This window comes from Rhizobium sp. GN54 (genome assembly GCF_021026345.1).
In the GTDB taxonomy this organism is placed as follows: Bacteria; Pseudomonadota; Alphaproteobacteria; order Rhizobiales; family Rhizobiaceae; genus Mycoplana.
This window is the reverse complement of the sequence record NZ_JAJNCZ010000006.1, coordinates 309,826-322,325: the sequence shown is the minus strand read 5'-3', so window position 1 is coordinate 322,325 and position 12,500 is coordinate 309,826. Positions and strand designations below refer to the sequence as shown.

Here is a 12,500-nt window from a genome sequence, read left to right as displayed (position 1 = left end):
TGACATTTCGACTTTGCACAACTACGGACATTTCAACATGGCCGCCACATCTTGCGTTACCGGGTGGGCGCAAGTTTGACGTGCGACATGCCAATGATTTCCATACGCGATCGCCCCTCGCCGGTGGCTTCAACACGTCGTCGCACGCAAGGTGCCGGTCAACGAGATTGACTCACCGGATACGTTCTATTTCCAAACTAGATATGCCGCCACTTCCGAACTTCGGCCTGCTACGGCCTCCAGAAGGTCGAGCCCGATCCGCGAGGTCCCCTCGCGGATCGAGGCATCCTCCGTCAGGCCGCTTTGACGTTGACGGTGACCGGGATCTCGATATCGACCTCGAGGGTCGTGACGTGTTCGCCGCGTTCCATCTTGACGCTCACGCGTTCGTCGTCGATCTCGACGTGCTTTGCGATGACGGCGAGGATTTCCTCGCGGAGGATCGCAACGAGGTCCGACTGGCCGACGGACGCCCGTTCGTGAGCCAGAAGCACCTGCAAGCGTTCCCGTGCCGTCGGCGCCGAGGTCTGCTTGCGGAAGAGGTTGAAAATGCTCATGCTGCCCTCCGTCCGAAAATCTTGCCGAGGAAACCGCGCTTCTCGCCCGGAATGGTCATCGGCACGGTCTCGCCGGCAAGGCGGCGGGCCGCATCGAGATAGGCGAGCGCAGGCGCGCTGCGGTTGTCGGCCAGCGTCACCGGCGCACCGATGTTGGAGGCCTTCAGCACGTCCATGCTTTCGGGAACGATGCCGAGCAGCGGGATCGACAGGATTTCCAGGACGTCGTCGACCTTCAGCATGTCGCCGCGCTCTGCCCGCAGGGCGTCGTAGCGGGTGAGCAGCAGGTGTTTCTCCATCCGCTCGCCACGCTCGGCCTTTTCCGTCTTGGCGTCGAGCAGGCCGATGATGCGGTCGGAATCGCGGACCGACGAGACCTCCGGATTGGTGACGACCACGGCGACGTCGGCGTGCCGCATGGCCAGCGTCGCGCCGCGTTCGATGCCGGCGGGGCTGTCGCAGATGATCCAGTCGAACTGTTCTTTCAGCTCGTTCATGACCTTCTCGACGCCCTCGGGCGTCAGGCTGTCCTTGTCGCGGGTCTGCGAGGCCGGCAGCAGAAAGAGCGTGTCGAGCCGCTTGTCGCGGATCACCGCCTGCGTCAGCTTCGCATCGCCCTGGATGACGTTGACCAGATCGTAGACGACCCGGCGCTCGGCGCCCATGACGAGATCCAGGTTGCGCAGACCGACGTCGAAATCCACGACGACGGTCTTCTCGTTGCGCTGGGCAAGAGCTGCCCCGAGCGCGGCGCTCGAAGTCGTCTTGCCGACGCCGCCCTTGCCCGATGTTACCACGACTACTTTCGCCATCTTCCCGCTCCTGTTGCTGGCCGGCAGCCGGCTCAGTTGAGTCTTTCCGCCTTGATCGAATCGCCCTCGAGCCAAAGCTGCACCGCCTGGCCGCGCAGATCCGGCGCCATGTCCTCGGCGGTCTTGTAGACGCCGTCGATCGCCAGCAGTTCCGCTTCCAGTCTTCGGCAGAAGATCCGCGCCCCGGTGTTGCCGACCGAGCCGGCGAGGGCCCTGCCCCGCAGCGTGCCGTAGATATGCACCGACCCGCCGGCGATGATTTCGGCGCCCGAGGCGACGGATCCGATCACCGTGACGTCGCCCTCCGGAAAGATCACCGACTGGCCGGAACGCACCGGATCCCTGACGATCATCGATGCGGGCGCCCTGGCGATCTGCACCTCCTGGCGGACGTCTGCCGGCTTTGCAGCCTCGACTGTCGCCGGCTCGACCGCCGGCACCTCGATGTCCGGGGCGGGACGCCCGCCCCGCATCGCCGGCGGCATGCCGGGCTCGAACAGCGACGGCCGCCCGCCCTCGATGCCCATGACGCGCACGTTGCGCCCGGCAAGTTCGTACAGCAGGGCCTTCAACTGGTGCCGGTCGATGTCGAGATCGGCGACGTCCAGAATGATCGGCCGCTCCAGGAAGAAGCCCGCCGAACGACTTGCGAGGTCGTCCAGGCGCGCCAGCCATTCGTCGAGCGGCAGCTCCGGTGAAAGCATGAGCGCCAGGAAGGAGCGGCCCTTGATACGGATCGAGCGAGCGTCTGTTAACACGTTGGAAATCTTCGTTAATTTTTCGTTCTCGATACCTACGCGATTCACGGTTAACAAAAGGTTAACATGGGCTCGTTCGCCCCCGGTCGCGTTAGGAAAATTTGGCCGTCGGGGACCATCCGGCCAGCGGCGGTTGCGCGGTCGCCGGGCATGCGCGCGCAGCGTCAGGCGCTGCACCGCCAACCTGCTCCGAACCGCGAGCCAGGCCACCGCGTGGCCCGCGACGTTGTCGCAACCACAGGCATCGCCGGCTGAACGGAGCGTTCTCTTTTCCAAGGCTGTCGCCCTGTCGCGTCTTGTGTCATCAAGGGCCTGACACACGGCAACACCGGACGACGCGATCATGAAGAAAATCGGCTTCCTTTCCTTCGGCCACTGGGCCCCCTCTCCCCAGTCGCAGACCCGCTCGGCGGGCGATGCGCTCCTGCAGTCCATCGATCTCGCGGTTGCGGCGGAAGAACTCGGGGCCGATGGCGCCTATTTCCGCGTCCATCATTTTGCCCGGCAGCTCGCCTCCCCCTTCCCGCTTCTGGCCGCCGTCGGCGCGAAGACGAAGACGATCGAGATCGGCACCGCGGTCATCGACATGCGCTACGAGAACCCGCTCTACATGGCGGAGGATGCGGGTGCGGCCGACCTGATCGCCGGCGGCCGGCTGCAGCTCGGCATCAGCCGCGGCTCGCCGGAGCAGGTGATCGACGGCTGGAAATACTTCGGCTACCAGCCGCAGGAGGGCGCGACCGACGCCGACATGGGCCGCAATCACGCCGAGGTGCTGCTCGAAGCGCTGAAGGGCAACGGCTTCGCAAAGCCCAACCCGCGCCCGATGTTCCCCAACCCGCCCGGCCTTCTGCGCCTGGAGCCCTATTCGGAAGGCCTGCGCGAGCGGATCTGGTGGGGTGCGGGCTCGAACGCAACGGCCGTGTGGGCGGCAAAGCTCGGCATGAACCTGCAGAGTTCGACCCTGAAGGACGACGAGACGGGCGAGCCCTTCCATGTGCAGCAGGCGGCCCAGATCCGCGCCTATCGCGAGGCGTGGAAGGAAGCCGGCCATGCCCGCACGCCGCGTGTCTCCGTCAGCCGCAGCATCTTCGCGCTCGTCGACGATCGTGACCGCGCCTATTTCGGGCAGAGCGGCAAGGAGCAGGATTCGATCGGCTTCATCGACGAGAACACGCGGGCGATCTTCGGCCGTTCCTACGCGGCGGAGCCCGACCGGCTGGTGGAGCAGCTTGCCGCGGACGAGGCCGTCGCGGAAGCCGATACGCTGCTCCTGACCGTCCCCAACCAGCTGGGCGTTGACTACAACGCCCATGTCATCGAGGCGATCCTGAAGCACGTCGCCCCGACACTTGGCTGGCGATAGCGGCTGGCATCAGTCGGGCGGAGGACTGTAGCGGGCGATCGTTCAGACAGCCCCGGCGCGGCCGACGATCGCGGTGAGCTTCGGGAAGTCGCCCTCGTAGCCGGCCGCCCGGGCAAGCTCGATGAAGGCGACAATCCGGCGTTGGACCTTCTGGGCATGGCTCTGGGCGATGTCCGAGAGCCTGTGGTCGAGGAAGGGATTGGCAAACCGCTCCAGCGTGGTCGCAAGATAGGCCGCCGCCTCATCGCGGCGACCAAGGGCGCCGAACACCGGCAGGACCTCGCTGCGGTAGATCTCCCCGAGCTCGGCCTCGACTTCGGGCACGGCGATGAGCTCACGAACGATCGCCTGCGCCGGTGCACCGCGCCGGGTCCACAGGTCCACCAGCGCGGTATGGCCGAGATTGAGGATGTGCAGCTTCAGCGTCTCGATCTCCCGAAGGTCGTCGACGAGCCGGATCGCGGGGTGTGCGCACGGCACGACCAGGCCCGGCGTCCGCTCGATCGCCCATAGCGCATAAGGCTCGGCCACCGCACCCGCCGGCTCGATCGGCGCGGACACGATGCGATCGACGAGGCTCGAGGCCCAGATCGTCTCCTCCCCGATATAGCGCAACAGGCCGGCGGAAGCATTGTTGGCCGCGGCGATCTCCAGGACCAGCCCCCGCAGCACCTTGCCGTTGTCGGCAATCAGCTCCATCGGCAGGATGGTCAGGGGACGTCCGCCGTCGGCGTGGCGAGCGGCCAGGAGATGGTAAAGCTTGGCGGGAAAGCTCATCGCCGGCGAGAAGGCGGAGAGTGCGTCCTCCGCCTTGCTTTCGTATCCGGAATCGCCGGTGTTGGAGAGGACATAGTCCGCCTCTTCCACGAACACGCGCCGGACATCCTCATAGCCCTCGGTCATGGACAGGCAGCGCCTGACCGAGGTGACGCGATGTTCCTCGTCGACCACCTGGCCGTCCTGCCGGCCGCGGATCCGGACCGGATAGCCTTCCGGCGCGGCGAGCGCGGCAAGCCGCCCTGCCCTTGCCGGATCGCCCGAGGTCTGCACGACCGTGATCGCCCGTGCCGGCGTTCCCTCCGACAGGAACAGGTCGGCATGGGCCTGCAGGAACCGGCTGGTGCCGAACTGGATGACGGGGGTCTTCATGGTCTGCCTTTCGTTGCGCTCAGAGCGCCAGTTCGCGGCGGAGCGTCTCCAGCCGTTCCATCGCCACGACGCCGTCATGGATGGTGGGGGCTGCGGTCTCTGCACCGCCGAGTGCGGGAATGACGTCGGCCAGCAACGAGAAATAGCCCTTCGGGTCCTCGTTGGCGGCCGCGGTGAAGTTTGGTTTCCATGTCAGGCTGTCGACCGTATCGGAAAGCGTCGCCAGCGGATCGTCCACCTTGAATGGCGGATTACGGTTCCAGCGCACCTCGATGACGTTGTCGACCTCGATGCGCTGGTGATCGCCCATGATCTCGATGCGCTCGACAGGTGCACCGCGCGACTGGATCGTGCCCATGGCGACGGTGCCGATCGCGCCGCATTCGAAATCGAAGTTGATATGGAATAGCACCTTGCCGGGATCCTTCTCCACCTTGCGGGCCGAAAGCTTCTTCACCGGGGAGACGAGGAAGGAGACGAGGTCCATGTAGTGGACGCAATGGTGCAGGAAGAAGCCGGTATAGTCCACGTTCCCCGCGAAGTAACCGGGCGCGGTCATGTAGTAGCCGGTGAGACCCAGCACGTCGCCGAAGCGGCCCGAGCGCAGGATGTTGGCGGCGATCTTGTTGCCGGCGGAATAGCGCTTCATGAAGCCTACGAGAAGCGGCTTGCCGGACCTTTCCGATGCCGCAAGCAACTCGCGGGCGCCTGCGGCGCTGCCGGACGGGGGCTTTTCCATGAACACCGGCAGCCCGCGCTCCAGCGCCATCTTGCCAAAGGCGAGATGCTGGTCGGGACCGACCGCCATGCCGACCGCGTCGATGCCGCGGGTGCCGATCAGTTCCTCCGCATCGCTCGTCAGCTTCGAGACGCCGAACTGCCGGCCGGCGGAGGCAAGGCGCTTGCCGTCGATGTCGCAGAGCGCGACCAGCTCGACGTCGTGGCGGACGAGCTGGGGCAAGAGCATCTGGGTGGCATGGATGCCGCACCCGATCCAACCAATCTTAAGTGTCATCGGCGATATTCCGTCAGTGTGATGTGGGACTTGATGAATTCGGCAGAGGCGGCAAGCCGCGCGCTCTCATCCTCGTGCGGCGGGCGCCACTGCGCGAAGGGAACGCCGAAGCGGTCGTCGTTGCGGCGGAAGGGCTCGAGCGAGACCGGCCCATCATAGCCGATCTCGTGCAACGCCCGGAACACGTCCACCCAATCGGTCGCACCCGTGCCGGGAAATCCGCGATGGTTCTCGTTGGCCTGGAAATGGACGACGCGCTTGCCGCCGAGCCGGATTGCCTCGGCGATCGAGGCTTCCTCCATGTGCATGTGGAAGGTGTCGAGCATCAGCTGGACGGCAGGATGATCGACGGCATCCAGAAGCTCGATCGCCTGCTGCGTCGTGCATAGCACGTCGCTCTCGAAGCGGTTCAGCGGCTCGACCGCAAGGATCACGCCGAGCTTCCCGGCGTGGTCGCCTGCTTCCTTCAGGCCGGCGACGCAGCGCGCCTTGCGGGCAAGCCGTTCCTCCTCGGAAACCGGCTGCGGCGGCCGGCCGGCGAAGACCAGCGGATTGCCGGTGAGCGGACCGCCGACGATGGAGCAGCCAAGTGCGGCCGCGCAGTCGGCCGCATATTTCAGGTAGTCGATGCCGGCGCGATGGGCGACGGGGTCGTCGGAAGAGAGGTTGCGCTGCAGGTTGACGCGAGCGGCGAGCACGACGGAGAGGCCGGCGTCAGTCAGCGCCCTCTTCGTGTCCTCGAGGTTCAGCTCGCCCGGTTCGGGCACCAGCAGTTCCACGAAGTCGTAGCCGAGTTCGCGCATCTGCGAAAACAGCGGGAAATGCTCGGCCGTAAAGGGCCGCGCATATTGCATGGAGATCAACCCGACGGGGTTCATGGTCAGTCCTCTTCTTTGAAGTTCAGCCCTTCACCGCACCCTGCGTGAGTCCGCCGATCAGGCGGCGCTGGACGAGAAGGAAAAGGATGGTTGCGGGCATGGCGCCGACGACCGCGCCGGCGGCGAGCAGCCCCCACTCGATCTGGTACTCGCCGATTAGCGTCTGGATCGCGACGGTGACCGGGCGGACGTTGCGGCCGCCGAGCGTCAGCGCGTAGAGATACTCGTTCCAGGCGGTGATGAAGATGTAGATGCCGGTGGAGATGATGCCCGGCATCGTCAGCGGCAGCACCACCCGGCGCAGCGCCGTCAGCCGCGAGCAGCCGTCGATCATCGCCGCCTCGTCGAGGCTCCTGGGGATCGCTCCGACATAGCTCGTCAGCATCCATACGGCGAAGGGGATCGCGACCGTGGCATTGGCGAGGACCAGCCCGAAATGCGTGTCCAGGATGCCGACGTTCTTCATCAGCACGAACAGCGGCAGGATCAGGAGCACCACCGGGAACATGTTGATCAGCAGGAACTGCAGCATCAGGAGCTTGCGGCCGGCGAAGCGGAAGCGCGAGAAGGCGTAGGCTGCGGTGACCGCCACCGCGAGCCCGAGGATCACGGTACCGCCGGCGATGATGAGGCTGTCCATCATGTTGCCGAGGAAGGACGTCTGGCGCAGCAGCCGGACGTAATTGTCGAGGCTCCAGCCGGCGGGCGAAAGCGACACGCCGGTCGCGTTCAGCGCCGCCGTCGGCGTCAGCGAGGTCAGGACCATCCAGGCGAACGGCGCCATGGCGAAGAGCACGATGACGAGGACCGGAAGGTCCGTCGTCAGGATGCGGCGTGCGGTGCCCGGCTTGTTCATCGTTCAACCTCGCGCATGGTGCGGACCAGATAGACGGCGACGATCGCGCCGAGAAGGATGGTGAAGGTGACCGCGATCGCGGTGCCATAGCCGAAGTCCAGGTTCTGCCGCGCCCGCACGAACGCATAGAGCGGCAGCGTATGGGTCGAATAGCCGGGGCCGCCGCCCGTCATGACGAAGATCACGTCCATCGAATTGGCGACCCAGATCACCCTGAGCAGCCCGGCCGTTGCCAGCACCGGCGCGATGCCGGGAAGCGTGATGTGCAGGAACTGCCGCCAAGCGCTCGCGCCGTCGATCGAAGCTGCCTCGTACTGGCTCTTCGGAATGCCCTGCAGGCCGGCCAGGATCATCACGGCGAAGAAGGGAAAACCCTGCCAGGTCAAGGTGGCGATGATCGCATAGAGCGCGAGGTTGGGATCGGCGAGCCAGGGAACGGCACTCTGCACGATCGAGAGATAGAGGAGGATGTCGTTCAGCACGCCCGTGTTCGGATCGTAGATCCAGCGCCACATCAGCGCGATCACGACGCTCGGCAGCGCCCAGGGAATGATGATCAGCGCGCGCGCGAGGCCGCGCCAGGGAAACTCGCGGTTCAGAAGCAGCGCGGTGACCAGGCCGAGGCCCATCTGCAACGGCACCGTCAGGCCGATCCAGATCGCAGTGTTCCAGAGCGCCGTCCAGAAGACCGGGTCGGCGAACAGCTTGACGTAGTTGCCAAAGCCGACGAAGCGGCTGGCGTTCGGCTTCCACAGGACGAGGTCGTAGAAGCTGGTCACCACCGCCTGCACCATCGGCATGAAGACGATGAACACCGTCACCAGCACCGCCGGCGCCAGGAGCATGTAGGGCATCAGCCGCGTGCTCCAGGGGGTCGGGATCGCTTTGTCGGCAACGGTGGTGGTGATCGCGGTCATCGGATTTCGGTTCCTTGCCTTTCGAGGCTGGGATCGATCCCCCACCCGCCCTGACGCTGCGAGTGGGGGATGCGCTGGAGGCTGCGGCGTTTTACTGCGCGAAGAGCCCTTCCAACTGCTCCATCATCTGCTGGGACGTGATCTGTCCCGTCAGCGCCTGCTGCATGGCGACCTGCCAGGCTGTGTTGACGAACTCCGACGTCGCCGGGGTCTGCGGCAGCACATGCGCAAACGGCAGCGACTGCACGGTGGCATCGACGAAGCGGCGCTCATGCAGGTTCCAGTTTTCCGAGCCGCTCTTGGTCACGGTCATCTGGCCGGTCGCCTTGTTGAAGGCGACGTTGTTCTCGCCCTCGGCGAGGAACGAGATCCACTTCCAGGCCGCATCCTTCACCTCAGACGAGGAGAAGATCGCCAGCGACTCGTCGCCGTAGGACGTCCAGCGGTTGCCGCCGCACTCCGGCACCGGCACGGCCGAAACCTTGTCGCCCAGCGCCTTGACCATGTCGTTCGACGAGCCGATGTGGTGGATGGTCATCGCCGTCGTGCCGGCCTTGAAGGCGCCGGTGATTTCCTGGAAGCCGTCGTTCGGGGCCGATGGCGGAATGACCTTGTCCTTCTGGAAGAGGTCGATCAGCCACTGGTTGGCTGCCACCGCCTTCTCGTTGGTCAGGCCGCCGGGCTTCAGCTCGCCGCCCTGCGAGAGCACGAAGGCGCCCCATTGGTCCCATCCGCCCTTGCCGCCGCGCAGGCCGAAGCCATAGGTCGTCGGCGCCTTGGTCAGCTTGATCGCCGCGTCGCGGAACTCTTCGCAGGTCTTTGGTGGCTGCAGGCCGGCCTGCTCGAAGAGGTCGGCGCGGTAGTAGAGATAGAGGACGACGTACTGGATCGGCAGGTAGTACTGCTGGCCGTCCGGCCCCTTGTTGAGCTCCAGCAGGTTGTCGAGCAGGTCGGCCTTGCCGGCCCATGCGTCGATCTTGTCGCCGAGCGGCTCCAGCGCGCCCATCTCCGCCAGCCGCGGCTGGGCGAACAGCTTCACCATGGCCGCGTCCGGCGCATTGCCGCCGACAAGCGATGTGTAGAGCGTGTCGTAGTAGCTGTTCCACGGCACGTTCTCGGCCTCGATCGTGATGCCGGGATTGGCCGCCTCGAACTTGGCAACGAGATCGGCCATCGGGTTTTCCGGATTGTCGAAGTGGTACCAGAAGCGCACCGTCTCGGCGGACGCCGTGGACGCCAACAGCGTTGCCGCGAGTGCAACGCCCATGCTGAGTTTCCTGAAGTTCATTGTCGTCTCCTCCGTTGAATTCTTGGCCGGCTAGACCGTTGCGGCAGCCATCTTCCGTGCTGCGATCCCGGCAGCGGCAAGTGCCTCCCGTGCCGCTGCGAGATCGATGGTGTTCTGCAGGAATCCATGCACCACGCCCGGAACGACCGTGACGGTCTCCTTCCGCCCGAGCGCCTGCAGGCGCCGGTGCAGCCTCAGCGTGTCGGACAGGAGCGGGTCGACCCCTCCCGCCATCAGATGCAGCGGCGGCAGCGCGGCAAGCGCCTCGTCGCCGGCGGTGAGCGGACAGGCGAGCGGATCGCCGGATATGTCGTCACCGGCCGGCGCATACCAGGCCCAGTAGCGCTGCATCCTGGCGCGCGTCAGGCCCGGACCATGCTCGAACGCCTCGTAGGAAGGCGTGGCAAAGTCCATCGCGTAGTTGCCGTAGAAGAGCAGAGCGCCGGCAACCGGGGTCGGCGCGGCCTCGCGTTGTTCGTGGAGCAGCGCTGCCAGAGCGAGATTGGCGCCGGCGGAATCGCCGGCGACGATCAGCGGGCCCGGGACGACGCCGGCATCCTCCGTTGCCGTGAAGGCCGCCCGCAGGCAGGCCACCACGTCCCGCAGGCCGGACGGATAGGGGTTTTCCGGCGCAAGCCTGTAGTCAGGCAGAAGCACCGGCATGCCTGCTGCGACGGCGAGCAGACGGGCGCAGCGCTCGTGCGTTTCGGGGCTGCAGAACGCGAAACCGCCGCCGTGGACATAGAGGATCGCACCGGCAGCCCTCTCTTCGGGAACAAGCACGCGCATCCGGCAGCCGGGCGAGCCCAGCGCGACATCGGCCTCGACCCGGCAGTCTGTAGCGGAGGCCATCGCCGGCAGGTCGATGTTCCAGCGGCGATTGCCCTCCTCCGACAGTGCGCGCCCTTCCGCCGGCGGCAACAGCGTCGGGTCCTGCTGGGGACCGGCCGCGGCCAGCCGCTCCATCAAGGCGGCCGTTTCCGGCGAGAGCGTCGCGTCGAAAGTGCCCGCGCCAGTCATTGGACGAGATCCGGGAAGACGCTGGGACCGAGATCGACGATGGTGGCGATATGGTGCCGCAGCGCCTCGTCGGCGCGCGCCGGATCGCGGCTCTCGATCGCCTCGATGATGACGGCGTGGCGCTGGGCGGTCGCAAACAGGTCGCGCGGCAGCGTGCTGCGGGAAATCTTGAAACGGTGATTGTGGACGAGGCAGCGGTGCAGGATCGGATCGAGCGCCGGCAGGCGCGCATCCTGGAAGATGCGGCGGTGGAAATCGCGGTCCGCGGAGGCAAGCTCCAGTTCGTCGTCGCGCCGGGCCGCGTCCAGCATCTCCGAAAACAGCGCCTTGAGGTCGGCGATCAGCGTGCGGCTCTGCGCCTGGACCACGCGCAGGATGCCGTTGCATTCGATCTGGCGGCGCACGCGAAACATCTCCACGGCCTCGTCCTCGGTGCATTCGGAGACCTGCGTGCCCCTGTGCCCCTGGCGCAGGACGAGCCCCTCCTCCTGCAACTGCAGCAGCGCCTCGCGAACGGTCCCCTGGCTGCAACCGAAATGGGCGGCGAGTTCGAGTTCGGTCAGCGCCGCGCCTGCCGGCAGCACGCCGAGCATGATGTCGCGCTTCAGCGCATTGAAGGCCGCCGCCGATTTGGCGGGCTTTGCAGCGCTTGTCCGGACACTCGGCCTTGTCGAAAAATAGGACATCGCAGCTTCCACGGAGTTGCCAATCGACGTTTGTATCATTATTGATATTGATATCGATAATGTTGGTCAAGTGCTAACATGGTCTGCCGGAGGAGAAAACCGTGACTGCCATCGCCTTGAGAAAGATCCGCAAGACATACGGTTCGCTCGCCGTCATCCATGACATCGACATCGACATAGAGAGCGGTGAGTTCCTCGTTCTTGTCGGCCCTTCCGGCTGCGGAAAATCGACGCTGCTGCGCATGGTCGCCGGGCTGGAGGAGATTTCCGGCGGCATGCTCGACATCGGCGGCAAGGTGGTGAACGCGCTTCCGCCTTCCGAGCGCGACATCGCCATGGTCTTCCAGGACTACGCGCTCTACCCGCACATGAGCGTGCGCGAAAACATGGCCTTCGGCCTGAAGATGCGCGGAACCGGCGAGAAGGCGATCGACGAACGGGTCTCGACGGCAGCCGACATCCTCAAGATCACCCCCCTCCTCGACCGCAGACCGGCCCAGCTTTCCGGCGGGCAGCGCCAGCGCGTGGCGATGGGGCGCGCCATCGTCCGCGAGCCCTCCGCCTTCCTCTTCGACGAGCCGCTTTCCAACCTCGATGCCGCCCTGCGCGTCGAGATGCGCCTCGAGATCGCCAAGCTGCACAACCGGATGAAGGCGACGACCGTCTACGTCACCCACGACCAGGTCGAGGCGATGACCCTTGCTGACCGGATCGTCGTCCTCAATGCGGGCCGGATCGAGCAGATCGGCAAGCCGCTGGAGCTCTATCACAGGCCGGCAAGCCTCTTCGTTGCCCGCTTCATCGGCAGCCCGACGATGAACACGCTGTCCGCGCAGGTCACAGGCACCGACGACGCCGAGACAAGACTGGCCGTCGCCGGCAGGCAGATCGCCTTGCCGGCAACGACCCGGCCCCAGGCGGCCTCGTCCGGCATAACGCTCGGCATCCGGCCGGAAGACCTCGTTCGCTGTTCGCCGGAGGACGCCTGGTTCACCGGCGATCTCGCCGTCGTCGAACGGCTGGGGAGCCAGACCTACGGCTATGTCGAGATTGGCGAGAGCCGGATGCTGACCGTGGAATTTCCGCGCGAAGCCGAGATCAGGGTCGGCGAGCGGATCCATGTCCGCGGCAATGCGTCCGGCACGCATCTCTTCGACGGCGCCAGCGGGCTGCGCCTCAACTGAGGGCCGAGTCCGCG

The 12,500-nt window shown here is 65.8% G+C and carries 13 protein-coding genes; 2 read left to right on the top strand and 11 right to left on the bottom strand.

Features of this window, described 5'->3' with window-relative positions; genetic code table 11:
* Positions 1-293: 293 nt before the first annotated feature.
* From minE to minC, 3 genes are read right to left on the bottom strand one after another with little or no spacing between them, the layout of a single operon-like run.
* Positions 294-557 carry a cell division topological specificity factor MinE gene (minE, locus tag LQK81_RS17955; RefSeq protein ID WP_230807742.1) on the bottom strand — a complete coding sequence of 88 codons (264 nt, stop codon included), beginning with the start codon at positions 555-557 and terminating at the stop codon, positions 294-296.
* On the bottom strand, positions 554-1,369 hold the full coding sequence (gene minD / locus LQK81_RS17950; RefSeq protein ID WP_230807741.1) for a septum site-determining protein MinD: 816 nt from the start codon (positions 1,367-1,369) through the stop codon (positions 554-556). Before minD ends, minE begins: the two co-directional genes overlap by 4 nt.
* 32 nt (positions 1,370-1,401) lie before the next feature.
* The gene (gene minC, locus LQK81_RS17945; RefSeq protein ID WP_230807755.1) at positions 1,402-2,136 is read right to left on the bottom strand and encodes a septum site-determining protein MinC; all 735 of its coding nucleotides are present in this window, start codon (positions 2,134-2,136) and stop codon (positions 1,402-1,404) included.
* A gap of 334 nt (positions 2,137-2,470) precedes the next feature.
* Between minC and LQK81_RS17940 the strand changes: the two genes are divergently transcribed.
* The gene (locus tag LQK81_RS17940) at positions 2,471-3,493 is read left to right on the top strand and encodes an LLM class flavin-dependent oxidoreductase (RefSeq protein WP_230807740.1); all 1,023 of its coding nucleotides are present in this window, start codon (positions 2,471-2,473) and stop codon (positions 3,491-3,493) included.
* A 42-nt stretch (positions 3,494-3,535) separates the two neighbouring features.
* On the opposite strand, the gene LQK81_RS17935 is transcribed toward LQK81_RS17940, so the two are convergent.
* The 8 genes from LQK81_RS17935 to LQK81_RS17900 form a co-directional block, all read right to left on the bottom strand.
* Positions 3,536-4,642 carry a mannitol dehydrogenase family protein gene (locus LQK81_RS17935; RefSeq protein WP_230807739.1) on the bottom strand — a complete coding sequence of 369 codons (1,107 nt, stop codon included), beginning with the start codon at positions 4,640-4,642 and terminating at the stop codon, positions 3,536-3,538.
* A 19-nt stretch (positions 4,643-4,661) separates the two neighbouring features.
* Positions 4,662-5,657, bottom strand: a complete 996-nt coding sequence (locus tag LQK81_RS17930) for a Gfo/Idh/MocA family protein (RefSeq protein ID WP_230807738.1) — start codon at positions 5,655-5,657, stop codon at positions 4,662-4,664.
* Positions 5,654-6,535, bottom strand: coding sequence for a sugar phosphate isomerase/epimerase family protein (locus LQK81_RS17925; RefSeq protein WP_230807737.1), 882 nt, complete (start codon positions 6,533-6,535; stop codon positions 5,654-5,656). The genes LQK81_RS17930 and LQK81_RS17925 overlap by 4 nt, the downstream gene beginning before the upstream one ends.
* A gap of 22 nt (positions 6,536-6,557) precedes the next feature.
* The gene (locus LQK81_RS17920) at positions 6,558-7,391 is read right to left on the bottom strand and encodes a carbohydrate ABC transporter permease (RefSeq protein ID WP_230807736.1); all 834 of its coding nucleotides are present in this window, start codon (positions 7,389-7,391) and stop codon (positions 6,558-6,560) included.
* Positions 7,388-8,308, bottom strand: coding sequence for a carbohydrate ABC transporter permease (locus tag LQK81_RS17915; protein ID WP_230807735.1), 921 nt, complete (start codon positions 8,306-8,308; stop codon positions 7,388-7,390). The genes LQK81_RS17920 and LQK81_RS17915 overlap by 4 nt, the downstream gene beginning before the upstream one ends.
* Positions 8,309-8,399: 91 nt before the next feature.
* Positions 8,400-9,596 carry an ABC transporter substrate-binding protein gene (locus tag LQK81_RS17910; RefSeq protein ID WP_230807734.1) on the bottom strand — a complete coding sequence of 399 codons (1,197 nt, stop codon included), beginning with the start codon at positions 9,594-9,596 and terminating at the stop codon, positions 8,400-8,402.
* 30 nt (positions 9,597-9,626) lie between these two features.
* On the bottom strand, positions 9,627-10,616 hold the full coding sequence (locus LQK81_RS17905; protein WP_230807733.1) for an alpha/beta hydrolase: 990 nt from the start codon (positions 10,614-10,616) through the stop codon (positions 9,627-9,629).
* Positions 10,613-11,302, bottom strand: a complete 690-nt coding sequence (locus LQK81_RS17900; RefSeq protein WP_230807732.1) for a GntR family transcriptional regulator — start codon at positions 11,300-11,302, stop codon at positions 10,613-10,615. The genes LQK81_RS17905 and LQK81_RS17900 overlap by 4 nt, the downstream gene beginning before the upstream one ends.
* 101 nt (positions 11,303-11,403) lie before the next feature.
* Between LQK81_RS17900 and LQK81_RS17895 the strand changes: the two genes are divergently transcribed.
* On the top strand, positions 11,404-12,486 hold the full coding sequence (locus LQK81_RS17895) for an ABC transporter ATP-binding protein (RefSeq protein WP_230807731.1): 1,083 nt from the start codon (positions 11,404-11,406) through the stop codon (positions 12,484-12,486).
* Positions 12,487-12,500 lie beyond the last annotated feature (14 nt).